General features: G+C 64.9%; 27 protein-coding genes. 15 read left to right on the top strand and 12 right to left on the bottom strand.

Features of this window, described 5'->3' with window-relative positions:
* Positions 1–13 precede the first annotated feature (13 nt).
* Both K940_RS0121915 and K940_RS0121910 read right to left on the bottom strand, forming a co-directional pair.
* Positions 14–1,819: a biotin carboxylase N-terminal domain-containing protein gene (locus K940_RS0121915; protein ID WP_028479212.1), complete on the bottom strand. Its 1,806-nt coding sequence runs from the start codon at positions 1,817–1,819 to the stop codon at positions 14–16.
* A 193-nt stretch (positions 1,820–2,012) separates the two neighbouring features.
* The gene (locus K940_RS0121910; RefSeq protein WP_028479211.1) at positions 2,013–2,915 is read right to left on the bottom strand and encodes a sulfurtransferase; all 903 of its coding nucleotides are present in this window, start codon (positions 2,913–2,915) and stop codon (positions 2,013–2,015) included.
* 208 nt (positions 2,916–3,123) lie between these two features.
* Between K940_RS0121910 and K940_RS31965 the strand changes: the two genes are divergently transcribed.
* The gene (locus K940_RS31965) at positions 3,124–3,921 is read left to right on the top strand and encodes a metalloregulator ArsR/SmtB family transcription factor (protein WP_081706559.1); all 798 of its coding nucleotides are present in this window, start codon (positions 3,124–3,126) and stop codon (positions 3,919–3,921) included.
* Here K940_RS31965 and K940_RS0121900 read toward each other — a convergent pair.
* The 3 genes from K940_RS0121900 to K940_RS0121890 form a co-directional block, all read right to left on the bottom strand.
* Complete coding sequence (locus tag K940_RS0121900; RefSeq protein ID WP_028479209.1) at positions 3,850–4,482, bottom strand: nucleoside triphosphate pyrophosphatase; 633 nt, start codon at positions 4,480–4,482, stop codon at positions 3,850–3,852. The genes K940_RS31965 and K940_RS0121900 overlap by 72 nt on opposite strands.
* A complete protein-coding gene (locus tag K940_RS0121895; RefSeq protein ID WP_028479208.1) occupies positions 4,479–4,817 on the bottom strand; it encodes an acyl-CoA carboxylase subunit epsilon in 339 nt (112 codons plus the stop codon). The genes K940_RS0121900 and K940_RS0121895 overlap by 4 nt, the downstream gene beginning before the upstream one ends.
* Before the next feature lie 202 nt (positions 4,818–5,019).
* Complete coding sequence (locus K940_RS0121890; protein WP_028479207.1) at positions 5,020–6,660, bottom strand: acyl-CoA carboxylase subunit beta; 1,641 nt, start codon at positions 6,658–6,660, stop codon at positions 5,020–5,022.
* Between the two features lie 249 nt (positions 6,661–6,909).
* On the opposite strand from K940_RS0121890, the gene K940_RS0121885 reads away from it, so the two are divergent.
* The gene (locus tag K940_RS0121885; RefSeq protein ID WP_028479206.1) at positions 6,910–7,710 is read left to right on the top strand and encodes a biotin--[acetyl-CoA-carboxylase] ligase; all 801 of its coding nucleotides are present in this window, start codon (positions 6,910–6,912) and stop codon (positions 7,708–7,710) included.
* A 30-nt stretch (positions 7,711–7,740) separates the two neighbouring features.
* Here K940_RS0121885 and K940_RS0121880 read toward each other — a convergent pair whose 3' ends face one another.
* Complete coding sequence (locus K940_RS0121880) at positions 7,741–8,694, bottom strand: acyl-ACP desaturase (protein ID WP_028479205.1); 954 nt, start codon at positions 8,692–8,694, stop codon at positions 7,741–7,743.
* Positions 8,695–8,875: 181 nt separating this feature from the next.
* On the opposite strand from K940_RS0121880, the gene K940_RS0121875 reads away from it, so the two are divergent.
* The 3 genes from K940_RS0121875 to K940_RS0121865 are packed head-to-tail and all read left to right on the top strand — an operon-like array spanning position 8,876 to position 11,424.
* Entirely contained in the window at positions 8,876–9,421 is a 546-nt protein-coding gene (locus K940_RS0121875) for a PH domain-containing protein (RefSeq protein WP_028479204.1), read from the top strand.
* A 16-nt stretch (positions 9,422–9,437) separates the two neighbouring features.
* Positions 9,438–10,115, top strand: coding sequence for a response regulator transcription factor (locus K940_RS0121870; RefSeq protein ID WP_028479203.1), 678 nt, complete (start codon positions 9,438–9,440; stop codon positions 10,113–10,115).
* Position 10,116: 1 nt separating this feature from the next.
* Positions 10,117–11,424: a HAMP domain-containing sensor histidine kinase gene (locus K940_RS0121865; protein ID WP_028479202.1), complete on the top strand. Its 1,308-nt coding sequence runs from the start codon at positions 10,117–10,119 to the stop codon at positions 11,422–11,424.
* A 1-nt stretch (position 11,425) separates the two neighbouring features.
* On the opposite strand, the gene K940_RS0121860 is transcribed toward K940_RS0121865, so the two are convergent.
* A complete protein-coding gene (locus K940_RS0121860; protein WP_028479201.1) occupies positions 11,426–11,965 on the bottom strand; it encodes a GtrA family protein in 540 nt (179 codons plus the stop codon).
* Between the two features lie 39 nt (positions 11,966–12,004).
* Here K940_RS0121860 and K940_RS0121855 point away from each other — a divergent pair, with 39 nt between their 5' ends.
* From K940_RS0121855 to K940_RS0121835, 5 genes are all read left to right on the top strand, one after another.
* Positions 12,005–13,225: a 5-(carboxyamino)imidazole ribonucleotide synthase gene (locus K940_RS0121855; RefSeq protein ID WP_028479200.1), complete on the top strand. Its 1,221-nt coding sequence runs from the start codon at positions 12,005–12,007 to the stop codon at positions 13,223–13,225.
* A complete protein-coding gene (gene purE, locus K940_RS0121850; RefSeq protein ID WP_028479199.1) occupies positions 13,218–13,733 on the top strand; it encodes a 5-(carboxyamino)imidazole ribonucleotide mutase in 516 nt (171 codons plus the stop codon). The genes K940_RS0121855 and purE overlap by 8 nt, the downstream gene beginning before the upstream one ends.
* A 54-nt stretch (positions 13,734–13,787) precedes the next feature.
* Entirely contained in the window at positions 13,788–14,474 is a 687-nt protein-coding gene (locus K940_RS0121845) for a TetR family transcriptional regulator (protein ID WP_231390475.1), read from the top strand.
* A gap of 177 nt (positions 14,475–14,651) precedes the next feature.
* The gene (locus K940_RS0121840; RefSeq protein WP_028479197.1) at positions 14,652–15,812 is read left to right on the top strand and encodes an acyl-CoA dehydrogenase; all 1,161 of its coding nucleotides are present in this window, start codon (positions 14,652–14,654) and stop codon (positions 15,810–15,812) included.
* A gap of 625 nt (positions 15,813–16,437) precedes the next feature.
* Entirely contained in the window at positions 16,438–16,743 is a 306-nt protein-coding gene (locus K940_RS0121835) for a hypothetical protein (protein ID WP_051407469.1), read from the top strand.
* 140 nt (positions 16,744–16,883) lie between these two features.
* Here the strand turns inward: K940_RS0121835 and K940_RS0121830 are convergent, their stop codons facing one another.
* Entirely contained in the window at positions 16,884–17,168 is a 285-nt protein-coding gene (locus K940_RS0121830) for a GNAT family N-acetyltransferase (protein WP_028479195.1), read from the bottom strand.
* 46 nt (positions 17,169–17,214) lie between these two features.
* Positions 17,215–18,510 carry an FAD-linked oxidase C-terminal domain-containing protein gene (locus K940_RS0121825; RefSeq protein ID WP_081706571.1) on the bottom strand — a complete coding sequence of 432 codons (1,296 nt, stop codon included), beginning with the start codon at positions 18,508–18,510 and terminating at the stop codon, positions 17,215–17,217.
* A gap of 302 nt (positions 18,511–18,812) precedes the next feature.
* Between K940_RS0121825 and K940_RS0121820 the strand changes: the two genes are divergently transcribed.
* The gene (locus tag K940_RS0121820; protein WP_051407446.1) at positions 18,813–19,142 is read left to right on the top strand and encodes a hypothetical protein; all 330 of its coding nucleotides are present in this window, start codon (positions 18,813–18,815) and stop codon (positions 19,140–19,142) included.
* On the opposite strand, the gene K940_RS29910 is transcribed toward K940_RS0121820, so the two are convergent.
* The 3 genes from K940_RS29910 to K940_RS0121805 are packed head-to-tail and all read right to left on the bottom strand — an operon-like array spanning position 19,081 to position 21,116.
* Positions 19,081–19,815 (bottom strand): Type 1 glutamine amidotransferase-like domain-containing protein, encoded by a 735-nt coding sequence (locus tag K940_RS29910; RefSeq protein WP_081706557.1) that lies wholly within the window; start codon positions 19,813–19,815, stop codon positions 19,081–19,083. The genes K940_RS0121820 and K940_RS29910 overlap by 62 nt on opposite strands.
* A gap of 6 nt (positions 19,816–19,821) precedes the next feature.
* Entirely contained in the window at positions 19,822–20,658 is an 837-nt protein-coding gene (locus K940_RS0121810) for a maleylpyruvate isomerase family mycothiol-dependent enzyme (protein ID WP_028479192.1), read from the bottom strand.
* Complete coding sequence (locus tag K940_RS0121805; protein WP_028479191.1) at positions 20,655–21,116, bottom strand: HIT family protein; 462 nt, start codon at positions 21,114–21,116, stop codon at positions 20,655–20,657. The genes K940_RS0121810 and K940_RS0121805 overlap by 4 nt, the downstream gene beginning before the upstream one ends.
* 479 nt (positions 21,117–21,595) lie before the next feature.
* Here K940_RS0121805 and K940_RS0121795 point away from each other — a divergent pair, with 479 nt between their 5' ends.
* From K940_RS0121795 to K940_RS0121780, 4 genes are all read left to right on the top strand, one after another.
* Positions 21,596–22,609 (top strand): NAD(P) transhydrogenase subunit alpha, encoded by a 1,014-nt coding sequence (locus K940_RS0121795; RefSeq protein WP_231390485.1) that lies wholly within the window; start codon positions 21,596–21,598, stop codon positions 22,607–22,609.
* Entirely contained in the window at positions 22,609–22,923 is a 315-nt protein-coding gene (locus K940_RS0121790) for an NAD(P) transhydrogenase subunit alpha (RefSeq protein ID WP_028479189.1), read from the top strand. The genes K940_RS0121795 and K940_RS0121790 overlap by 1 nt, the downstream gene beginning before the upstream one ends.
* Positions 22,924–22,940: 17 nt before the next feature.
* Positions 22,941–24,350 carry an NAD(P)(+) transhydrogenase (Re/Si-specific) subunit beta gene (locus K940_RS0121785; protein ID WP_028479188.1) on the top strand — a complete coding sequence of 470 codons (1,410 nt, stop codon included), beginning with the start codon at positions 22,941–22,943 and terminating at the stop codon, positions 24,348–24,350.
* A 270-nt stretch (positions 24,351–24,620) separates the two neighbouring features.
* Positions 24,621–25,040, top strand: a complete 420-nt coding sequence (locus K940_RS0121780; RefSeq protein ID WP_051407468.1) for a thioesterase family protein — start codon at positions 24,621–24,623, stop codon at positions 25,038–25,040.
* Positions 25,041–25,050: the final 10 nt, after the last annotated feature.

The raw sequence follows: 25,050 nt of genomic DNA, 5'->3' as shown, positions 1-25,050 counted from the left end.
CTCGTGGCGGAACCTACTTGATCTCGGCGAGTACTGTTCCCTGGGTGATCGCCGCACCCGCCGCGACGGCCAGGCCAGCGACCACACCGGCCTTGTGTGCATTGACCGGATTCTCCATCTTCATGGCCTCGAGCACGACGATCAGGTCACCCGCCTCCACCGACTGGCCTTCCTCGACCGCGACCTTGACGACGGTGCCCTGCATCGGAGCGGTGACTGCGTCGCCCGAGGTGGAGCCGCCGCCCGCGCCACCGCGGGTACGCGGCTTCGGCTTCTTGCGGATCACGCCGGCTCCGTTGCTCGCGCCGGCGTGCGCCGCACTGCCGACGCTGAAGTTGCCGGGTAGCGAGACCTCCACACGCCGCCCGCCGACCTCCACGACTACCCGCTGGCGGGGCAGAACCTCGTCCGTCTCGGCCGCAGCGCCGTCACTGGTGAACGGTGCAATCGTGTTGACCCATTCGTTCTCGATCCACTTGGTGTAGACATCGAACTTCTGTCCGTCACCTACGAATGCCGGGTCCTCCACGATCGCGCGATGGAATGGAATGACCGTGGCCAACCCATCGACCTCGAACTCGGCCAGCGCGCGCCGCGCTCGTTCCAGCGCTTGGGTCCGGTTCTCGCCGGTCACGATCAATTTGGCCAACATCGAGTCGAACTGTCCGCCGATGACGCTGCCGGCTACGACACCGGAGTCGACTCGAACGCCGGGGCCGGACGGTTCCCGGTAGACCGTGACCGGACCCGGGGCGGGCAGGAAGCCGCGTCCGGCGTCTTCGCCGTTGATCCGGAACTCGATGGAATGTCCGCGGGGCTGTGGATCTTCGGTGATGTCCAGCCGCTCGCCATTGGCAATGCGGAACTGCTGACGCACCAAGTCGATGCCCGCGGTCTCTTCGGTCACCGGATGCTCGACCTGCAGTCGAGTGTTGACCTCGAGGAAGGACACGGTATCGCCCTGCACCAGATACTCCACGGTGCCGGCGCCGTGGTACCCGGCTTCTCGGCAGATTGCCTTGGCCGAGGTGTGAATCTTCGCGCGCACCTCGTCGGACAAGAACGGCGCCGGAGCTTCCTCCACGAGTTTCTGGAAGCGCCGTTGCAGCGAACAGTCGCGGGTGCCGGCAACGACCACATTGCCGTATTCGTCCGCGATGACCTGTGCCTCGACGTGTCGCGCTTTGTCCAGATATTGCTCGACGAAGCATTCCCCCCGGCCGAACGCGGCGGTGGCTTCGCGGGTGGCGGACTCGAACAGCTCCGGGATCTCTTCGATGGAGTGTGCGACTTTCATTCCGCGCCCGCCGCCGCCGAACGCGGCCTTGATGGCGACCGGAACACCGTAGGTCTTCGCGAACTCCACGACCTCCTCGGCGCTGGCGACCGGCTCCTTGGTGCCCGCGGCCATCGGCGCGTTCGCGCGTTCGGCGATATGTCGGGCGGTGACCTTGTCTCCCAGATCGCGGATCGACTGCGGAGAGGGGCCGATCCAGATCAGTCCGGCGTCGAGGACCGCTTGGGCGAAGTCGGCGTTTTCGGACAGAAAGCCGTATCCCGGGTGGATGGCGTTTGCGCCGGACTGTGCGGCGGCGTCGAGGATTTTGTCGAACACCAGATACGATTCCGCTGAGGTCTGCCCGCCCAAGGCGAATGCCTCGTCGGCGAGTTTCACGAATGGCGCCTCGGCATCTGGGTCGGCATACACTGCGACGCTACCGATGCCGGCGTCCTTGGCTGCCCGGATCACACGCACGGCGATCTCGCCTCGGTTGGCTACGAGTACCTTCGTGATCCGCGCGCTGGCATGGCTGGGCACTGAGCCTCCTGTGGTGCATTCTTCTGGTTGCTTCGCGGGGATGGTTGCTGCGTAGCTCCGCTCCCGTACTCGACGAACTGACGTCTCGGGCGAGTGTAGGCAGTACGCCAACAAGGGCCGAACCCGGCCGGCCCTACTCGGCAGTAGGTCGTAGATCACAATGTACGCGGTCCGTTATCGGGTCACACACGGCCTACCCTCCGCGAACGACATCTGCAGCGACCACGCCGGGTTCGTCGCCCATGACTATCGGCATCCGCACGGTGTTGCCCCACTCGGTCCACGAGCCATCGTAGTTGCGCACGTTGTCGCGGCCCAGCAGATGGGTCAGCACGAACCAGGTGTGACTGGAACGCACGCCGATATGGCTGTAGACCATCACCTCGTCGCGTTCGCCCACCGCCCGGTAGACCTCGTCGAGTTCCCCGCGTGAGCGGAATCGACCGCCCGAGGTCAGTGCCTCGGTCCATGGGATGTTCGCCGCACCGGGAACATGACCACCGCGCATTGCGGCCGCGTCGTGGTGATCGTCCGGCTCGGTGCGCGCGCCGCGGTACTCCGCGGGTGTGCGCACGTCGATCAGCGGCTTGCCGAGATGCGCCAGCACGTCGTCGCGGAAGGCTCGGGCGGCGTCGTCGCGGTGCACGGCCGGGTAGTCGCTGCGTCCGAGGTGGGCGGGCTCGAACGTCGTGTCGCGTTCCTCGGAGAGCCATGCTGCTCGGCCGCCGTCGAGCAACCGCACATCGGCATGCCCGAACAGGGTGAAAATCCACGCTGTGTGCGATGCCTGCGTGTTACTACGGTCGCCGTAGATCACAACGGTGTCATCACGTTCGATTCCCTTGGCGCGCATCAGTTCGGTGAACCGAGTTCCGTCGATATAGTCCCGCGTGATCGGATTGTTCAGATCACGTCGGCAATTCAGTTTGATGGCGCCTGGGACATGTCCGATGTCGTAGAGCTGCGTGTCGTCGTTCGCTTCGATGATCTTCAGTCCGTGCGTGCCGATGTTTGCCGACAGCCACTGCGTGGTCACTAATCGGTGAGGATCCGCGAAGGAATCGAAAGCGAAATGAGGATCCGGGGCAACAGGCACGGGTTAGGTCCTTCACGCGTGGGTAGGCGGTGTTGTACACCGGTGCGGTGTGGGTGTACAGGGTTCGAGTTCTACAGCGGTTCGGGTCGCAGAGTGTCGGTCGGCTACCGAGGTATCGGCGATTCGCAGGTCGAATCGCAAATCGGATGAGGGGTGAATACACGGGGTGCAGACGTCCGATAAAGTCTCCTGAAAGGAGGGGCGAGCTATGTCCGATTCTTGGCCGCGACGGCGACTGCTCGCGATCCTACGTGGCACCAGCGCGCCTCTCGACGCCCGAGAACTGGCCAGGATCACCGGGCAGCACGTCACCACGGTTCGATTTCATCTGGATGTGCTCACCCGTGAGTCCCTCGTACGACAATTCCAACAGCCGCCGCGGGGCCGTGGACGTCCGCGCATCGGTTACAGCGCGGTACAGCGATCGGTCGGCTACCAGGACTTGGCCCGGGTGCTCGCCGATCAGTTGGGGGCCGATCCGCACCTCCGGGCGCAAGCTGCCGTAGCGGCAGGCCGGGCGTGGGGGGCGCGGTTGGGTATCGGTGATGGTCGGGTGACGTCGTTGGACGACGCCAAGGACGTCACGATGACATTGATGTCGGAACTCGGTTTCGCGCCCGAACGCGATACCTCGTGCAAGACCGAGGGCAGAGCAGTCATCCGACTGACGGCGTGCCCGCTGCGGGAACTCGCCCGGACGCACTCCGAGGTGGTCTGTGGTGTGCACCGGGGGCTGATCGAAGAGGTGCTCGATCGTCGGGGTGCGCGGGGTGGGATCGCCGTTCAGATGCATCCATTCATCGAACCGGAGCTGTGTGTGGCGCGGCTGGAACTCGCCGTCGTGCGGCGGGACGCGGTTCGGCAACCGGCTCGAGTGCCCACAGGTGGCGATGGCACAGCACTGATCGCCAACGGCGAGGCGGTGATAGCACCGTCAGGTCGGGTGGTTCCACAGGTGCGTGATGCTGATCCCGACATCGCCAAGCAATCGGCGCAGCAATGGTAGCCCGATTCCGATGACGCTCGAGGGGTCACCGTCGATGCGGTCGACGAACCAGCCGCCCACACCGTCGAGCGTGAAGGCGCCGGCTACGTGGAGCGGCTCGCCGGTCGCGATATAGGCATCCAGCTCGTCCGGCTCCGGCTTGGCGAAATGGACGGTGGTGCTGCTGCAATCGACTGCCTCTGCCGTGGCCTGTCCGTTGCGCAACCGAACGACGCAATGCCCGGTCACGAGGTCTGCGCTTCGTCCTGCCATATCGCCCCAGCGTGCCCGGGCGATCTCGGGGGTGTGCGGTTTGCCCTGCAATCGGCCATCGAGCAGCAGCATCGAATCGCACGCCACGACGACGCAATCGTCGGAGAAGCCGGGCAGATCGGCCGCGACGGTGGCCGCCTTGGCGCGGGCGAGTTCCACCACAACGTTCTGCGGTGGGGTGTCGGCAGGCAGGGACGCGGCCACCGCGTCTTCGTCGACAGCCGACACCCGAACGATCGGGTCTATGCCGGCCGCAAGAAGGACCGCCCGGCGCGCCGGCGACGCGGAGGCGAGTACCAGCCGAGTCACTCGTGCGGCTGCGATACGTGCGAGAAGGCGTAGGGGGAAAACGGCGAAACCCCGCGGTGCAGCGTGCTCGGCCGGCCCCACAGGTCTCGGGGGGCGGGCGGGTCGTTCGGGGCGCCGCAGCCCGCCGTGGCCGAGAGTACGCACACCAGAGCGGCGAGGTCTTCGTCGGTGGGCGAGCCCTTCACCACACGGAACATCGGCTGCGCAGTAGCCTCGGTCGGCTGTCGGGCCGCGGATGCGTCCGTGCCGGCAGCTGTCCCGGACGCATCGGCGGCCGCGTCGACCGCGAGATCCAGTTCGACAGTGCTCAACGCGTCTTCTGCCACGGTTGTCACAGTGCGGATCCTCTCTGTGCCTCGATCACGACGGTGCGATCACAGGCTGTTGTCGTATCCGATCGTTCTGTCGTCGTATCCGATCGTTCGCGGATGCCGCGGTCAATCTTCACTGTACTCAGTGCGATGTGCTCACGACTCGGTGCAGTGTGCCCAGATCGTCTTGGTAACCGAGTGTCTGCCGGCGATCCGGACATGGCCCTCACAGTGGGATGTTGCCGTGCTTCTTGGACGGGAGGGTCACCATCTTTCGCTCGAGCAGTCGCAGTGCCGACACGATCTGCCCGCGCGTATGAGCCGGCGGGATGACCGCGTCCACGTACCCGCGCTCGGCGGCCACATAGGGATTCACCAGCGTGCTCTCGTATTCGTTCTGCAGTTCGAGCCGCAACGCGTCGACATCTTCGCCGTCCTGTGCGGCTTGCTGCAACTGTTTGCGATAGACGAACCCCACAGCACCCGAAGCGCCCATGACCGCGATTTGAGCGGTCGGCCAGGCGAGGTTCACATCGGCGCCCATGTGTTTGGAACCCATGACGTCATAGGCGCCGCCATACGCCTTACGGGTAACGATTGTGATTTTCCCCACAGTCGCTTCGCCGTAGGCGTACAGCAGCTTTGCTCCGCGCCGAATGATGCCGTTGTACTCCTGTCCGGTACCCGGCAGGAAACCGGGCACGTCGACCAAGGTGATGATCGGGATATTGAATGCATCGCAGGTGCGCACGAATCGTGCGGCCTTCTCGGAGGCATCGATATCCAGGCAGCCCGCGAACTGCGTGGGTTGATTGGCCACGATGCCGACACTGCGACCGTCGATGCGGCCGAAGCCGACGATGATGTTCATCGCTCGCGCCGCCTGCACCTCGAGAAATTCCTCGTCGTCGAGCAGACGATGGATTACCTCGTGCATGTCGTAGGGCTGATTCGGCGAGTCCGGGATGATCGTGTCGAGTTCCAGGTCTGCCTCGGTGAGCGCGTCCTCGATCGCCTCGGCGATCGGGTTGGTCGGTGAGAACCGCGGCGCCTCGGCGCGGTTGTTGCTCGGCAGGTAGGACAGCAGATCTCGCACGTAGTCCAACGCGTCCTGCTCGCCGGAAGCAACATAGTGTGCGACGCCGGACTTGGTCATGTGTGTGTGCGCCCCGCCGAGATCCTCCATGGTGACGTCCTCGCCGGTGACCGTCTTGATGACATCCGGCCCGGTGACGAACATCTGGCTGGTGCGGTCGACCATCACCACGAAATCGGTCAGCGCGGGCGAATACACATGACCGCCGGCCGCGGGGCCCATGATCAGCGAGATCTGTGGGATCACCCCGGATGCCCGGATATTGCGGTGGAAGATCTCACCGTAGAGGCCGAGCGAGACCACACCTTCTTGAATGCGGGCGCCCGCGCCTTCGTTGATGCCGATCAGTGGACGACCGGTCTTCAGCGCCAGATCCATCACTTTGACGATCTTCTCCCCGTAGACCTCGCCGAGGCTGCCGCCGAACACGGTGACATCTTGACTGAAGATGCACACGTCACGTCCATCGACGGTGCCATAGCCGGTCACCACACCATCGCCGAGTGGGCGGTTGTTCTCCAGGCCGAAGTTGACGCTGCGATGGCGAGCGAGTGCGTCGAGTTCGACGAAGGATCCCTCGTCCAGCAAGGCGAGAATGCGCTCGCGGGCGGTCATCTTGCCCTTCGCGTGCACTTTGTCGACCGCAGCCTCGCCCATCGGACTCTTGGCCTCGTCCAGTCGATTGCGCAGGTCGGCCAGCTTCCCGGCAGTGGTGTGGATATCGGGGGAGCCCGCCGGACCTGATGCGGGCGGCTGCTGGACACTCGTCATGGCTCCGGAGTGTAACGAGTACCAGCGCCTGCCCTCCAACCCAGTCCAGCTACCAGCGGGTAGAAAACCGCAGCTAGATCCTTGTTCCGATGGGCGAATCCCCTGGTCGGTTGGGCGGCGGAAAACAAGTATCGCCGGCCCGTGGTCTCCGGATGATCTGGAGCCCGGCTTCGAAGTCGAGGGAGAATGGGATTCTCGGCGCCTACGAATTGGCTGGGTAGTACCCGGCCCGACGGGTAACCTGCCGGTGTGCAGAGGCCACCGTTGGATGCAGAGCAATTGCAACGCAGCGTTGTCGAGTCGCCGGAACTGGCGTTCTTTTCCGGGGTCGACGTCGTGGAATCCACCGGGTCCACGAATACGGACCTGATCGCGCGTGCAGCCGAGCCGGGCGCCGATCACGTCGTGTTGCTGGCGGAGACCCAACTGCACGGTCGCGGCCGGCATGCGCGAACCTGGGTCAGTCCGCCGCGCTCGCAGATTGCCATGTCGCTGCTGGTGCGATTGCCGGGGGTCGACCCCGCGGCACTGGCCTGGCTGTCGCTGCTGACCGGCATCGCGGTGGTCGATGCGCTGCGGACGACCGCGGGCGTGGTCGCGGATCTGAAGTGGCCCAATGACGTGTTGATCGACGACCGCAAGGTCGCGGGAATTCTTGCCGAGGTGGCAACCGGCGGCGCCGAGCCAGCGGTGGTGGTCGGTATCGGACTCAATGTGAGCCTGACCGATTCGGAACTGCCGGTGCCGTATGCCACCTCGCTCATTCTCGCCGGTGCGAAGGAAACCGATCGCACGGTGCTCGTTCGCTCACTGTTGGCCGAGTTCGCGCGACGTTTCACCGCCTGGCGCGACGCCGGCTGGGCGACGAACGATCTGGCCGCTGCCTACCGCGAGCGGTGCGCCACGATCGGAATGCTGGTCCGCGCCGAATTGCCGGGCGGTCAGCGCTTGACCGGCATCGCCGAGGATATCGACGACGCCGGTCGGCTGATCATCGGTGATCAGGCGGTGTCCGCGGCCGATGTCACCCACGTGCGCGCAGCGAGGTGACCGCCCACGACAGACGTCGCCGCCACCGCCTCAGAGCTGGTGTGAGAGGCCGCGCGCGGCGTCGCGAGCGAGCGCCCGATCGCGTTGCTCTTCGAACCTGACCACGTCGTTGTCGAGCTTCGCCACGAATTGGCCGAGCGTGTCGCGCGCCTGCTCGCCACGCGGGCCGAAATCGGACCGATCGAAGACATCCCACTGCTTGAGCACCGGCTGGATGACTTCTTCCAGGTGCTGGCGCAGATCGTAGATGCCGTGCTTGGCCATCACCACACTGTTGCGCCGGAAGTTGGGCATCCCGGCGCCGGGCATCAGGAAATTCGTCACGATCTTGGTGATCGCGGGCATCGCCTGGTCGGGCGTCAGATCGAGCGCCGCCCCACAAAGGGATCGATAGAACACCATGTGCAGATTCTCATCCGCGGCGATGCGCTGCAGCATGCGTTCGGCAACCGGGTCGTTGCACGCCTTGCCGGTATTGCGGTGCGACACGCGGGTCGCCAGTTCCTGGAAGGTGACGTAGGCGACCCCCTCCAGGAACCCGCCCCAGCCGTCCGGCGATTGGGCGCCATTGGTCATGTGGATCATTCGAGCTTCTTCGAGCGCCACCGGATCCACACCGCGGGTGACAACCAAATAGTCACGCATGACGATGCCGTGGCGGTTCTCCTCGGCGGTCCAGCGATCCACCCAGGTGCGCCATGCTCCCGCTTCGGAGAAGTTCTGCGCGATCTCCCGGTGGTAGGAGGGCAGGTTGTCTTCGGTGAGCAGGTTGGTGATCATGGCAACCTTGGCCACCTCGCTCAACTGCGATTGCTCCGGAGCCCAGTCCTTGCCGCCCATGGCGGCGAAATTGTGGCCTTGGGTCCATGGAACGTATTCGTGTGGGTTCCAGTCTTTCGCCATCGACAGGTGCCGATTGAGATACTGCTCGGCCACCGGTTCGAGTTCGGTCAGGATTTCCAGCTGGGTCAGGTCCATGGTCAGGCATTCCTCCACGGTCGGATTCGGTGGTGATGTCGAGCCGAGGGTTGTGCGGTGCTCGCGGGCGGGGGTGGAACCGGACAGAGCTACTGCGCGAAATCGTCACATGCAGGGTGACGATTGTGCAGTATGACGCGCTGCGCTGTCCGCAGTTCGGGCATCGACACCCGGTAGGGTGCCTGGCATGGGTTATCCGGAGGATGTGCTGGCGCCCGATGAACACCTCGTGCTCCACCGTCATCCGCATTGGAAGATGCTCTTCTGGCCGATCGCGACGCTCTTCGCCGCCACTGCACTCGCCGGTTTCACCGCAGGGGTCGTCTCCCGGACGGTCGAAGGCACTGCCCGGTCGGCGGTGCTGCTCGTGGTGCTCGCGACCTATCTGGTAATTCTCGTATGGCGTTGTGTCGCACCGGTTGTCAGTTGGAAGTCGACGCATTTCATCGTCACCGACCGCAGAGTTCTGGTGCGCGAAGGGGTGATCACTCACAGCGGGATCGACATTCCGATGAGTCGGATCTCCAGTGTGCAGTTCCGGCACGGATTGTTCGATCGGTTGCTCGGGACCGGGACGCTGATCATCGAGTCGTCCTCCTCCGAGCCGCTGGAGTACGACGACATACCCTCGGTTCAGCACGTACATTCGTTGCTGTATCACCAGGTGTTCGAAGTGGAGCGCCATCACAACGGGCGCGACGAGCGCTCGGACGACAACCGGAGTTGGCGCTGAGCCGTAACCTGGGGGTATGACCGCTGTATTGCTGGCCGAGGACGACGAGGCCATCGCTGCCCCGTTGTCCCGGGCTCTCGGCCGCGAGGGGTATTCGGTAACCATCGAGAGCTTCGGCCCGTCGGTGCTGCGGCGGGCACTTGCGGGTAGTCACGATCTGCTCATCCTGGACCTGGGCCTGCCCGGCATGGACGGGCTCGAAGTGTGTCGCCAGGTGCGCGCTCGCGGTGCTGATCTGGCCGTGTTGATGCTCACCGCTCGTACCGACGAGGTGGACTTCGTGGTGGGTCTGGACGCTGGCGCCGACGACTACGTCGGCAAACCGTTCCGGCTCGCCGAACTACTCGCTCGAGTTCGAGCACTGCTGCGGCGCAGCGGGATCTGCGACGACACTGTCGAAGTCGGCGGAATCCGCTTGGAACCGGCGGCACGTCGGGTGTTGGTCAATGGTGTCGAGATCAACTTGGCCAACAAGGAATACGAGCTGCTGAAAGTGCTGATCGATCGGGCGGGCCAAGTGGTGCCCAGGGAGACCATTCTGCGCGAGGTGTGGGGGGACGCCGAGCTGCGCGGCTCCAAGACCTTGGACATGCACATGTCGTGGCTGCGCCGCAAGATCGGTGACGAAGGCCCACTGGCCGAACGGCGCCTGGTCACCGTCCGTGGTGTCGGCTTCCGTCTGAACACCGACTGACGTGCGTCGTCGGATTCTTCGCTCGATGCTCACCGTGTTGGCGCTCACCACGGTGGTGCTCGGCGTGCCACTCATCTACACCGCATGGTCGTGGGTGGACGACATCACGCGTAGCGATCTGCAGAGTCGGTTGGACCGGATCGCCGCGGAGCTCATCGCCCAGGAGACCACGGATGGCGCGGTGGTCGGTGAGCTGGATATTCGGTCGGTGGCGCCGTTGGTGCCCGACGACGGCAGACTCACCATCATCTACCCGTCGGCGGAAGACAGTGCATCCCGACGCGATGTGGGGGTGGCCGAGGTGCCCGACCCACTGGTCGAGTCGCTGTCGATGGGCACCTCCGGGTCGTTGCGTTTGGAGGTGCCGTCCGCGCCGGTGCACGCGATGCAACGGCAGGCGGTCGCGGTGGTGGCCTTGGCGATGCTCGCTTCGCTGGGCGCGGCCATCTCGGTCGCCGTCGTTACCGCCCGCCGGGTGGCCTACCCGCTTCGCGACGTAGCAGCGCGCGCCGCACGGTTGGCGATGGGCGACTTTCGGCCCGATCCCCGCCGGCACGGCATTGCCGAACTCGACCGGGTCTCCGACGTCCTCGACTCGGCTACCGTCGAAATCGCCGGACGACTTCAACGCGAACACGCCCTCGTTGCCGACGTTTCCCATCAGTTGCGCAGCCGGTTGACCGCGGTGCGGCTGCGTCTGGACGAGTTGTCCGCCCACAACGACCCGGAGGTCGTGCACGAGGCCGACGAGGCGATGGCGCAGGTGGATCGGCTCACCGATGCGATCGACGACCTGGTGCGCGCCTCTCGGTCCGAGGATGCGGCCGACCGGGACCCGGTTCAGGTCATGGACGAGTTGCGCCGTGTGGTCACCGAATGGACGCACCCGTTCACGGAGGCGGGGCGGTCGCTGTCGTTGACCGGCGACGGGTCGCTGCGCGCGCCGATGACCGGTTCGCGGTTACGCGAGGCGGTGACCGTGCTGGTCGACAATGCGCTCGTGCATGGCGCCGGAGACTGCACAGTGTCGGTGCGGACGGTATTGCCTGGAGCCAATTGCGATCCTCTGGTGTGTGTCGAGGTCGCCGACGAAGGCGAGGGGGTGTGCGACGAACTGGCGCCACACATCTTCGATCGGGGATTCTCCGGTGGCGGTTCGACCGGTGTGGGACTGGCGCTGGCTCGAGCGCTCGTCGAAGCGGACGGCGGAAGGCTCGAACTGCAGCGGCGTAAGCCCGCGCTGTTCGCGGTGTTCCTCGGATCGGTGAAACACCGTTCGTCGAACTCGGTGGCGCCCGAGCCGCGGTGATTCAACTTCGGCCGAGTTCCTCTTCGACGAGGTCTTCGAATTCCGCGTCGAAGTCGCTCATTTCGTCGGGGAAGACCCAGCGGCGCATCGCCCAGAACCGGAAGCTCATCTGGAGGAGGTTGCCGATGATGAACGCGCTGATGAAGTCGGCGATGTTCTCGACGGTGAAGCTCACATTGGGCTGGCGTAGATCGAAGACGTAGCTGGAGATGATCAGCGGGGTGAACGACAGCACGACGCCCACGCCGCTGACGCCGAAGAACAGGAGCGCTTCGTGATGGCGTTCGCGTCCGCCTCGATGCTTGAACGACCATTCCCGATTCAGAATGTAGGACGCGATCACCGCAATGACCCCGGCGATGATCTTGGCTGTGACCGGTTTCTCCGCGAGTACCGTCCACTTCAGCATGAAGAACAGTCCGGTGTCGATCACGAAGGTGGTCGCGCCGACGACCGCGAATTTGATCAATTCCCTATGCCGGTATGCGATTCCCTGCAGCGGCTCGGGGAGGACGCTGACCACGCCGTCGACGAAAGACACAACAGCGGAGTGTACCGGTACCGATCATTTGCGTCGGACATGACAATATTGTCCGACGTGAGTGTACGTCCCTTCGATCCATCGGCAATGCCCATCGTCACCATGATCGGTGGCGGTCAGCTGGCGCGCATGACACACCAGGCGGCGATCATGCTGGGCCAGCGGTTGCGCGTGCTCGCCGAGCGGCCAGAGGATCCGGCTGCTCAAGTAAGCCCCGAGGTGGTGTTCGGCAGTCATGCCGATCTGGCCGCCCTGCGTAAGGCCGCGGTCGGTTCACATGCAGTGACGTTCGACCACGAACAGGTGCCGACCGCGCATCTGCAGATGCTGCGCGCCGAGGGGGTGAATGTACAACCGCCCCCGACCGCGTTGATATACGCCCAGGACAAGCTGGCGATGCGCACCAAGCTGAGTGAGTTGGGACTGCCGGTGCCCGCGTTCGCGCCCGTGGCGTCGACGGCCGACGTCACCCGGTTCGCCCAGGAGCACGCGGGGCCGATCGTGGTGAAGGCGATCCGCGGCGGCTACGACGGTCGCGGCGTATGGTTGCCGAATTCTCTCGGGGAGGCCGAGGCGATCGTCTCCGAACAACTCTCGCGCGGCATTCCGCTGCTCGCCGAAGCCAGGATCGCCCTGAAGAGAGAGCTGTCGGCGATGGTGGCCCGGTCGCCGTTCGGGCAGGCGGCAACCTGGCCGGTGGTGGAGACCGTGCAACGTAACGGGCAATGCGCGGTGGTGATCGCCCCTGCCCCCGATCTGGCCGAGGAAACGGCAACCGCGGCGGAGGCCATGGCGCTGAACCTCGCCGAGCAACTCGGTGTCGCCGGCGTCATGGCCGTGGAGTTGTTCGAGACCGAAAGCGGGCAGCTCTTGGTGAACGAACTGGCCATGCGTCCGCACAACTCGGGGCACTGGGGGATGGATGGCGCCCGCACCGGGCAATTCGAGCAGCACCTGCGCGCTGTGCTCGACTACCCACTCGGGGACACCACTCCACTGGCGGAGGTCACCGTGATGGCCAACATTCTCGGTGCGGCCCAGGCTCCTGCCATGTCGATGGACGAGCGGCTGCACCACCTGTTCGCCAGGATGCCCGACGCGAAGGTGCACCTCTACGGCAAGGCCGAGCGGCCCGACCGCAAGATCGGACATGTCAACATTCTCGGCGACACCGTGGCCGAGGTTCGAGAGAAGGCAGAGCGTGCGGCGCACTGGATGTCGCACGCGGTCTGGAGCGACGGATGGGATCCGCATGAGTGACGCAGTAGCCGAGACCCCGGTCGTCGGCCTGATCATGGGCAGCGACTCCGACTGGCCCACCATGGAGGCCGCAGCGCAGGCGTTGGCAGAATTCGGGATTCGCTTCGAGGTGGGCGTCGTCTCTGCGCACCGCACGCCGCAGCGCATGCTCGACTACGCGCGTGACGCCGCAGGCCGGGGGGTGCAGGTCATCATAGCCGGCGCCGGGGGCGCGGCCCACCTGCCGGGCATGGTCGCTGCGGCCACCCCACTGCCGGTGATCGGCGTACCTGTTGCGCTGAAACATCTCGACGGCATGGATTCGTTGTTGTCCATCGTGCAGATGCCTGCCGGGGTCCCGGTGGCCACGGTGTCCATCGGTGGCGCCCGCAATGCGGGTTTGCTCGCCGTACGTATTCTCGCTGCAGCCGACCCGGGGCTGCGCGACCGGATGCGGCGGTTCCAGGCTGGACTGGAGCAAATGGTGCTGGACAAGGACGATGCCCTGCGCGCCAAGCTGCTGGGCTGAGCCCGTGTCGGCGCGTTCGACGGTCGGGTATGCGACCCTGACTACGGTGAATGTGTGACTATTGGTGATATCACGCGGTCCCGGGGTGAGGGCGATACTGCCCACTTTCGGCTCACAGTGGTGGATCAGGCGTTACGGTTGTTCGCCGAGCAAGGCTACGAGGCAACGACGGTGGACGAGATCGCCGAAGCCGCTGGGATCTCGCGGCGTACTTTCTTTCGGCAATTCCGGTCGAAGGAGGACGTGATCTTCGCCGATCACGAGTTCCAGTTGGAGCAGGCCCAGGAGTACCTGTCGGCGTCCGGGGAGGACCCGTGGGAGGCGGTGTGCGCGGCGGCCGTGCAAGTGTTCGAGCGCTTCACGCAATGGCGCGAGATCGCGGCACGGCGGTATCAGGTGGTGCGCCGGGCTCCGGCTCTGCGTGAGCGGGAGATCGTCACGGTCTTCCGCTACCAGCGGCTGTTCACCGACTACTTGCGGGAGCGACTGCCCGATGTGCCGGACCTGTCGAGAGTGCAGTTCACTGCGGCAGTGACGGCAACGCACAACTATCTCCTGCGCCGTATGGTGCGCGGGGAGTCTGCCGCGGGGGCATCGGACCTGCGTGCGGAGTTGGCGGCGATTCCACGCGGCGCCGCGCGCGCGGCGCGCGCCGACGAGATGGTCCTTGCCGTCTTTCCCCGCGACGCTGCGCCGAGACAGGTCGCCGATCTACTGATCCGCAAGCTCGGTACTCTGTGATACATACCGAAATGTCACATATCTGGCACCATGTGCCATGTCGTTTTCCCATGTAGTTAGGGTGCGCTAGTTGTCAGGTCCACGTACAGTGGCACTGAGTGCCGATCCATTTGCTGTGTGCTGACCGTGCGCTGTGGGAATCCGGCGATCACCACCGACGACCAGGAGTTGAGCCTGATGACGGGAAACCCCGATTTCGACCTGTTCAAGCTGGAGGATTTTCACGATGAGCTGCGCGCGGCGATCCGTGGTCTCGGCGAGAAGGAGATCGCCCCGCACGCCAAAGACGTCGACGGGGATTCCCGCTTTCCCGAGGAGGCGCTGACCGCGCTCAAGGCTGCCGGATTCAATGCCGTGCACGTGCCCGAAGCCTATGGCGGTCAAGGCGCCGATTCGGTGGCCACCTGCATCGTGATCGAGGAGGTTGCCCGAGTATGTGGCTCTTCCTCACTGATCCCGGCGGTCAACAAGCTCGGCACCATGGGCCTGATCTTGAACGGATCCGAAGAGCTGAAGCAGAAAGTTCTACCCGACATCGTCGGTGGCGAGATGGCCTCGTACGCGCTGTCCGAGCGCGAGGCGGGTTCGGATGCCGCCAGTATGCGGACTCGGGCCAAGCGCGAGGGTGACGACTGGATCATCAACGGCTCCAAGTGCTGGATCACCAACGGTGGCAAATCCTCCTGGTACACCGTGATGGCGGTGACCGATGCGGAGAAGGGCGCCAATGGCATCTCGGCGTTCCTCGTGCACAAGGACGACGAGGGCTTCGTGGTCGGCCCGCTGGAACACAAGCTCGGCATCAAGGGCTCGCCGACCGCGGAACTCTACTTCGAGAACTGCCGGATCCCGGGCGACCGCATCATCGGCGAACCCGGCACCGGTTTCAAGACCGCGCTGCAGACTCTCGACCACACCCGACCGACCATCGGCGCCCAAGCGGTTGGGCTCGCTCAAGGCGCGTTGGATGCAGCCATCGCCTACACCAAAGACCGCAAACAGTTCGGCAAGGCGATCGCCGACTTCCAGAACACCCAATTCATGCTCGCCGACATGGCGATGAAGGTGGAGGCCGCCCGGCTGATGGTGTACACCTCCGCCGCGCGCGCCGAACGCGGCGAGGGCAACCTCGGCTTCATCTCCGCCGCCGCGAAATGTTTCGCTTCCGACGTCGCCATGGAAGTCACTACGAATGCCGTGCAGCTGTTCGGCGGCGCGGGCTACACCACCGACTTCCCGGTGGAACGCATGATGCGTGATGCCAAGATCACCCAGATCTACGAGGGCACCAATCAGATCCAGCGGGTCGTCATGTCCCGTGCCCTGCTCAAGGGGTAATTCGCCGGATCACGGCACGGTCGGCGGCCTGAAATTCATGCTCAGGCCGCCGCCAGGCCGTCAGACGAACGAGGCCGCCCGAACACATCATCGATTGCTTGCCGTGCGCGCTCATGACTGGACGACACCATCGGCGGCACGCCTGCGCCATCTGTAGAATTCCCGATCCAATCGGGCCGACTTTGACATAACCGAGCGGGGCTGGGCACGCCGAGAGCCGTATCCGACTGACCTTCCGCAGCCGAGCACGAATCGGCCGGCCCTGTGCCCGGTCCACCGACCGTGGTCTCGTCATCCGGGCTCAGACAGACGATCGTCGCTTTGACACTGCGGGCGTGCGTCCTGCAGCAGGCCGTCTGACCTGCGTTTGTGTTCCCGCGCCCCTCCAGCGTCAAGGGCGCCTGCGGCGTCGGCTTCGCTGATGGCTACGCCACCCTTGACCCCGGAGCCTCTACGCGAGAAGGGCAGGCCCTACGGGGCAGGCGGGTAGCCAGCCCGCGGTATGCGCAGGCCAACCCAGAGCAGGGCCAGTCGTGGCTCAGACACGCATAAACGGCGGTGGCACAGTCTGCCTCGACTACGCCTTGTCGGATGCCCCTACTGCCGGTCCTTCAGAATGATGGCCATGACCGACGATCCCTTCCACGTACCCATTGCCGAGCTGCGAAGGTTGCTCGACATAGTGCTGAGCCATATAGAGGCCGCTACGAACAGCCCTGCTGTCGACTTGGAGAAGGATTACTTCTGGTCTATTCCGCCCGACGCGCTGTACGACGTCTACAAGAGTCCAGCAGACCTGACAATCGGCCAGCTTTCCGAGTCCTGGCAGAACGCTAGGGGCCTCCTTGCCGATCCGGGTAAGGTCATCGGATACGACCTGGTGTTTCTGTCCGACGTTCTCCGGGCCATCGGCCATGGAGCCACCGGCTAGCAGGCGTGGCGCAGCCGCCGTCTGTGGGCCGTGGCGGAAAATTCGCGGTCATGTCCCCCGAGATCGAGCCGAGGAGCTCATCTGGGAGGGAATTCGGGTTCGAGAACCGTCGCCGATCGTCGAGCAGCGAAGCGATCGAATCACAGCAGCAAGTCGGTGTACTCGGAATGTCCGTCGATATATTTTTCGACATACCAACAGGTAGGAATAACAGAAAAGCCCGCGTGGCGAGATTCGTCGAGGGCGTATTCGACGAGCGCGGCCGCCACGCCGTGCCCACGAAATTCGGGGAAAGTCATGGTGTGGTGAAAGTCGCGCGCTTTGGGGTGGTCGCGTTCGGCGTAGTCGGCGTACCCGGCGAGGGTGTCGTCGATATAGATCTCGAACCGGGTGTCGGCGACATTGTGTACCAGCCTGGTCGTCATGACCGGATATAACCTCGGGTCAGGGGAGGATGTTCCATTGTGGTGATCACAGCATCGTGCCGGGATTGAGGATTCCGTGGGGATCGAGTGCGTCTTTGACACGGCGAGTGAGTTCCATGACATCGGGGCCGAGCTGATCGGGTAGCCATGGCTTCTTCAACCGTCCGACCCCGTGCTCACCGGTGATGGTGCCGCCGAGGGCGATGGCCAGATCCATGATCTCGCCGAAGGCGTGGTGGGCTCGGGCAGAGTGCTCCGGGTCGGAGGGGTCGTGCACGATCAAGGGGTGAGTGTTGCCGTCGCCGGCATGCGCGATCACCGATACGGTCACCTGGTTGCGTTCCGCGATCGTGGCGATACCGGTGACCAAGTCGCCGAGTTGCGGCAGTGGCACCCCGACGTCTTCGAGTAGGAGCGGGCCGATTCTCTCCACGGCGGGAATGGCGAAACGCCGTGCGGCGGAGAAGGCTTCACCTTCGGCAGGGTCGTCGGTGTGGAATACTTCTTTCGCGCCCGCCTTCTCACACGCTGCCGCCATGATCTCGGCCTCACGCCGGGCGAACTCGCCGGGCGCGTCGGAGCGCGCGACCAGCAGCGCGGCCGCCGTACGATCCAAACCCATCCGCAGCTCGTCCTCCACGGCGTTGATCGCTACCGAATCCATGAACTCGAGCATCGACGGTCGCAATTCGCCGGTGATGGTCAAGATCGCCTCGGTCGCCGCGCCGAGCGTGCCGAAGCTCGCGACCACGGTGCTCTGCGGAGGTTGTGCGGGCAGCAAGCGCAATGTCAGTTCGGTGATCACGCCGAGGGTGCCTTCACTGCCGACGAACAGCTTGGTCAAAGACAGTCCTGCCGAATCCTTCAATCGTGGACCGCCGAGTCGTACGACGGTGCCGTCGGCGAGTACCACCTCCATGCCGAGGACGTAGTCGGTCGTCACTCCGTACTTCACACAGCACAGGCCGCCGGCGTTGGTGGCAGCGTTGCCGCCGATCGAGCAGAATTCGTAGGAAGAGGGATCGGGCGGATACCACAGACCGTGATCGGCGACTGCCTGCTTCACTTCCGCGTTGAGTAGACCCGGCTGCACCACCGCAGTGCGCGTCACCGGATCGACCGTGATCGCACGCATTCGTTCGGTGCTCAACACGATTGCGCCGTCGATCGCGGTTGCGCCGCCGGACAGCCCGGACCCGGCGCCGCGCGGAATCACGGGCACGTGGCGGGCGCTGGCCCACCGCAGCGTGGCGGCCACGTCGGCCGTGCTGGTGGCGCGGACGACGGCCAAGGCGGTTCCCGCGTCCGGATCGCGCGCCCAATCCTGCCGATAGCTCGCCATGAAGTCGGCATCGGTATGCACCGCACCGGGGGGGAGGCGGGCGGTCAGTTCATCCAGGTCCACGACCCTCACGCTAGCCTCCCGCGCACGAAATTCGCCCCTCGGCCCACTCGGCTGTCGGTGATGGTGCCCGCTCGACACTGTGATGTCGGTTGCCCCGGTGGCGCAGCCGCCCAGCGCGGACAACAATGCCGAACAGGGCTCGACACGTTCGAGGCGTCGAGTCCCACTGGCATCGGAAGTCTCTGGTGCCCCCGCGAACCGCTCGAAGGGATGGAAGGGATCTCGAAGGGATGGAAGGGATGGAAGGGAAGCCGCACGCACGACACCGCCACCGAGAGTTGGTCGCCGCGATGTTCGCCAGCGAATTCGTCGACGGGGAAATCGATCCCGAGACGCTGCGCCGAGTACACGCCGGTGAGCACGACGAGTGGCTGACTGCATTGGACCGCTCCGGCATGGTCGGGAAGGAAGTCCTCGCAGACCTGGCCGAAGTCTGGCGAGGTGACCCTCGCGAATTGCTCGAGGCATTGCTGGCGGAGGCCGACGAGGTTGCCCGGCGTCGGTGCCTCACGGCCTGGGCGCGCTTGGACCACGCTGCGCACCGTCCCGCCCAGACACGGATCGGCTGAGGGTCCGGCCGGTCTCGGGCTGCGCCCGACCCGCAGCAATCAATTCTTCGGTTCGCTCTCCGTCCACGACGATCACATCGTCGTCGGTGAGTGCCCAGTGTGCGATGCCGTGGGACCGGTACCACGTGGCCAGCCTGCTGCAGCCCCCGTCAGGATCGGTAGTCGAATCCACGTGCGGGACGATGGCGCGATCGACCAAGGCCATCCCTTCCCAGAGTGGTTCGATACCGCAGGCCGGCCCGACCTCGGCCGGGTCGTCGAGTGTGTCCAGGCCGTGGAAGTCCGGCGTGAGCACACACGCACCCGCGCTGTAGCCTGCATAGACCAGTGTGTCGGCGGCGAGCAGCCGTGCAAGGGCGATATCTGCTCCACTGCGTGCGAATTGGGCGCGCAGCACGAAGGTGTTCCCACCCCGCACCCACACCAGTGGGAAGTCGGCCAAGCGTCGCTCCAGCTCCGCGGCCTGTGCGACGAACTCGCGTAGATCGATCTCTTGCGGGGTGTACCCCAGAGCGCGCAGCGGTACCAGTTCGCTGGTGAGCGCCGCTGCCCGCGCGGCGGGCCATGCGTCACACGCATTGGCGATCACCGCGACTCGGCTCGGCGGGCCGGCGAGCGTGGCCAGCCGATCGTAGTGTGCTCCGAAGCGGTAGCTGGATAGGAACAGCCGCATCGAGCCTCACATGATGAACGCCAAGTGGCCGACCAGTTGGCGCCCGAGTTCGGCATCACCGTTCACGGTGATCTTGTCCGCATGCTCCGCGGCAGTGGTGCGGCCACTTGCCAGCCGCACGAAAAGTCCGGAATCCATAGTGATTTCGACTGTTGCGGGACTGTCGAACGAGTCGACGTAGCTCGCCCGGCCCGCCACCTGGATGCACAGGGTCTTGGCCAGTGGACCGGTCAGTGCGAAGGTGATCCGCGCGCCTTGTGGCGCGCCGCCCTGTTTGACCACTGCCCGGGGAACGCCGCCGGCAAGCTCGGTGAAGGCCAACTCCCCACGTGGTCCGCCTTCTTCGACGTGTACGCCGAGCGCGTCGGCGATATCGAGCTCGTGCATCCAGCAGTCGAAGAACCGCACCTGCATGAATCTGCCATAGCTCACCGATCCGACCGGCGACATGGTGACATTCGCCCATGTGGCGTCGTCCATCGCGCGCAGCGCCGCGCAGCGGCGACTGGTGACGTCGCGGTAGCGCTCGAGTAGCTCGGCGCCCGACAGCGGCCGCAGGCGATCCACCCAGATCTCATTGGCCACCGCGGTGTCGTTGCGCACGTGGGTCAAGGAGCGGACGTCGACTTTCGGTCGACTGGGGTCGTGTGCCGGCGGTTGCTCGCCGAGCAGCCAGGACTCGGCCCCGACGACATGGGCGACAAGGTCGAATACCGTCCAGCCGGGCAGGGCGGAGGGGGTGCGCCAGCCGGCTTCGTCCAAGGGTGCGACCAGTGCCTCGATCGTGTTCCACTCCTGCGACAGCAGGCCGATTTGTGCGGTTCGGTCGATTGTCTGGTTCATTCCTCGGTTCTTCCTTCTCCGGCTGGGCCCTCTGTGTCGAGCGTTACGATGCCATGGCGAATGGCCGAGGCGGTGGCGATAGGGTCCCGCGAGCGCCGCAGCAAAAACCCCTGGGCGAACCGGAAGGTGTCGCCATGTCGACGCGGGACCACGTGTAAGTGGACGTGTGGGACCGTTTGGAAGGCCGCCTTGCCATCGTTCAACACGAGGTTGGCGCCGTCGGTGCGCAGGCTACTGCGCCGAATGGCCAGCGCGAGCCGGTGTCCGGTCCGGAAGACCTGCGCGCCGACCTCGGGGTCGAGATCCTCCAGTTCCGCGGCGTGTTGCTTGGGAATCACCAGCGTGTGGCCGCGTGTGATCGGCCGGATGTCGAGGAACGCACACAGCGCGTCGTCCTCGTACACCTTGTCGGCCGGGGCCTCGCCTGCCGCGATGCGGCAGAAGGCGCAGTCGTTCACATGCTGGACCATACGGCGTACAAGCCGAGTGGAACACCCCTTCGGGCAAAACGGAGGAAAAGGGACGGTCGACCTGTGGTCTGAAATCCGCCAGCCGGCGAGTTGTTTCGAGGCGCAGACTCCAGTCTGTGGATGGCGATCGGAACGAGGTGGCGACCATGCACGAGGAGGCGACCATGGCACGTTCGGCGGACCCCGGCTCGTCCACAGGCAGAACCACCCGAGCGCCGCTAGGCTGCCAGTTGTGACGGGCATCTCAGTTGGACTCGCCGCGCGCCGGGTACAGTTGCGAGGATCCGAATCAACTTACTCAGCAGTAATATCCGACCGTCTACCTGTTGCTTGAAGCTCAGCACGAGAAGGAAGTCCGACAAGTGGAGACAACGCAGGGCGTGGGCGAGCGATCCCCACATGGCGCGCGTGTCGGAGTGGTTCGCGAATCCAACGCGGACGAACGACGTGTCGCATTGGTGCCGAAGATGATTCCGAGCCTGCTCGGATGGGGCGTCGAGGTCGTCGTCGAGGCAGGAGCCGGCGGCGGCGCGCTGATTCCGGACAGCGCCTACGTGGACGCGGGTGCGTCGATCGGCGACCCGTGGGCGGCCGATGTGGTCGTCAAAGTGGCCCCGCCGAGCGTTGCCGAGGTGGCAAAGCTGTCGGCGGGACAGACTCTGATCGGATTTCTCGCGCCGCGCAATGCGGACAATCGGATCGACGCACTGAAGGCGGCTGGGGTGCAGGCCTTCGCGGTCGAGGCAATTCCGCGGATCTCCCGCGCCCAGGCGATGGACGCGTTGTCGTCGCAGGCAAACGTGGCCGGCTACAAAGCGGTACTGCTGGCGGCCTCGGAGTCGACACGGTTCTTTCCGATGTTGACGACCGCCGCAGGCACCGTGAAGCCGGCGAAGGTGCTCGTCTTGGGTGTCGGCGTTGCAGGCTTGCAAGCACTGGCGACGGCCAAGCGTCTCGGTGGTCGGACCACCGGCTACGACGTTCGGCCCGAGGTCGCCGACCAGGTGCGTTCGGTCGGCGCGCAGTGGCTCGACCTGGGTATCGCCGCAACCGGCGCCGGAGGCTACGCCCGCGAGTTGACCGCGGACGAGAAGGCCCAGCAGCAGCAGGCACTGGAAGACGCGATCAAGGGTTTCGACGTGGTTGTCACGACCGCACTGGTACCCGGTCGCCCCGCGCCGCGCCTGGTGACCGCCGCAGCGGTGGAGGGGATGGCGCCCGGCAGCGTGATCGTGGATCTCGCCGGTGAGACCGGCGGCAACTGCGAACTGACCGAGCCGGGCAAGACGGTGGTGGCCCACGGCGTGACCATCGCCTCGCCGTTGAACTTGCCCGCGACCATGCCCGAGCATGCCAGCGAACTGTATTCGAAGAACATCTCGGCATTGCTGGACCTGATGCTGGTCGATGGCGAGCTGGCACCGGATTTCAGTGATCAGGTGTTGGCGGATTCCTGCGTCACACGTGAGGTGGAGGCCTGATGTACACCGAGCTGTTGGCGAACATCGCGATCCTGGTGTTGTCGGGATTCGTCGGTTTCGCCGTGATCTCCAAGGTGCCCAACACCTTGCACACCCCACTGATGTCGGGCACCAATGCCATTCACGGCATCGTGGTGCTCGGTGCCCTGGTCACCTTCGGCGCTGCGCAGGAGCCTTCGATTCTGACGCAGGTGATCCTGTTCGTCGCGGTGGTCTTCGGCACCCTCAACGTGATCGGTGGCTTCGTGGTCACCGACCGCATGCTCGGCATGTTCAAGACCAAGAAGGACACTGCCAAGAAGGCCGATATCTGATGCATACCTCCGACAATCTGACCTACTTGGTCAACGGCCTCTACATCGTGGCGTTCTCGCTGTTCATCTACGGTCTGATGGGGCTGACCGGCCCGAAGAGCGCAGTGCGCGGCAACCAGATCGCGGCGATCGGCATGGCTGTGGCCGTGGTGGCCACTCTGATCGCGATTCGGGACACCAGCAACTGGGTATTGATCATCGCCGCTCTGGTCGTCGGTGTGGTTCTCGGCGTTCCGCCGGCCCGCTACACCAAGATGACGGCGATGCCGCAGCTGGTGGCCGCGTTCAACGGCGTCGGTGGAGGCACGGTGGCGCTGATTGCCTGGTCGGAGTTCCTCGATTCCGAAGGCTTCTCGCGTTTCGACGAGGAACCCACCGTCCACATCGTGATCGGCTCGCTCTTCGCGGCGATCATCGGTTCGGTGTCGTTCTGGGGTTCGCTCGTCGCATTCGGCAAGCTGCAGGAGATTCTGCCCGGGCGTCCGATCGGGATCGGCCGGTTGCAGCAGCCGCTGAACCTGGCACTGCTGCTCGGCGCGGTCGCTGGCGCGGTCGTGATCGGCGTCGGCGCCACCGGCGACGGAGTGTCACAGCTATGGATGATCGCTGTGCTGGTCCTGGCGGGAGTACTCGGCCTCATGGTGGTTTTGCCGATCGGCGGCGCGGACATGCCCGTCGTCATCTCGCTGCTCAATGCCCTGACCGGTTTGTCCGCGGCGGCAGCGGGTCTGGCCTTGAACAACACCGCAATGATCGTCGCGGGCATGATCGTCGGCGCGTCCGGCACCATTCTGACCAATCTCATGGCCAAGGCGATGAACCGGTCCATCCCGGCCATCGTGGCCGGCGGATTCGGTGGCGGCACAGTTGTCGGCGGGTCGGGTGGCGAGCAGAAACAAGCCAAGTCGACTTCGGCAGCGGACGCCGCGATTCAAATGGCCTATGCCAACCAGGTCATCATCGTCCCGGGCTATGGAATGGCCGTCGCCCAAGCGCAACACGCCGTCAAGGAGATGGCGGCGTTGCTCGAGGGCAAGGGCGTGGAGGTCAAGTACGCCATTCATCCGGTTGCCGGCCGCATGCCGGGCCACATGAACGTGCTGTTGGCCGAAGCGGAGGTCTCCTATGACGTCCTCAAGGAAATGGACGAGATCAACGGCGAATTCTCTCGTACCGACGTCGCTTTGGTGATCGGAGCCAACGACGTGACCAACCCGGCCGCCCGTGAGGATTCCGCCAGTCCGATCTACGGCATGCCAGTGCTCAATGTCGATCAGGCCCGGAATGTCATCGTGCTCAAACGATCCATGAAATCCGGCTTTGCCGGCATCGACAATCCACTGTTCTACGCCGACCGCACCTCGATGTTGTTCGGTGACGCCAAGCGATCGGTCGGCGAGGTCAGCGAAGAGCTGAAAGTGTTGTAGGCCGGACGGCGACATGCGTGGCGCAGTCGTAGGCGCCGACCCCGCCCGCGGAACCGGTCGGGGACCCCATTGTCCCGGTCGTGCTCGGTTGTGCGGCGCTCGACGGTGCGCGCCGCATCCGCGGGCGAGTTCCCTTTATCGGTTCAACGCCGCAGTGGGTTCGAACATTCCGGATTCTGGCGCCCGGCGCCCGTTGTCCCCCACGTGGTGCCCCTTGGACTGTGAGCTATCGTCGGCCGGGTGACGCAGCAGTATCCGGTGCTATGGCCGATGCCGACTCGATGGGCCGACAACGACCACTACGGGCACGTGAACAACGTGACGTACTACTCCTACTTCGACACCGCGGTCAACGGATGGCTGATGCATGCCACAGGGGTCGACATTCGTTCGCTGCCGGCGCTCGGAGTGGTGGCCCAGACCTCGTGCCAGTACCTCGGGTCGGTCAGTTTCCCGGATCGACTGCAGGTCGGTTTGCGCATCTCCCGGCTGGGTCGCACCAGTATCACCTACGATCTGGCCATCTTCCGCGAGGCGGACGACGCGTTGGAGTTGGCTGCTACCGGCACTTTCGTGCATGTCTACGTGGATGCGGAAACCCGCAAGCCGGTCGAGATTCCAGACATCGTCCGTAGCGCAGCCGCAGCGCTGGTCACCGACCGACCCTCCGAACGGTCGCGGGTCGAGTAGGGGCATCCGG

This window comes from Nocardia sp. CNY236, assembly GCF_000482385.1.
GTDB lineage: Bacteria > Actinomycetota > Actinomycetes > Mycobacteriales > Mycobacteriaceae > Nocardia.
The sequence above is the reverse complement of the archived record's forward strand: the minus strand, read 5'-3'. Positions and strand labels throughout refer to the sequence as shown.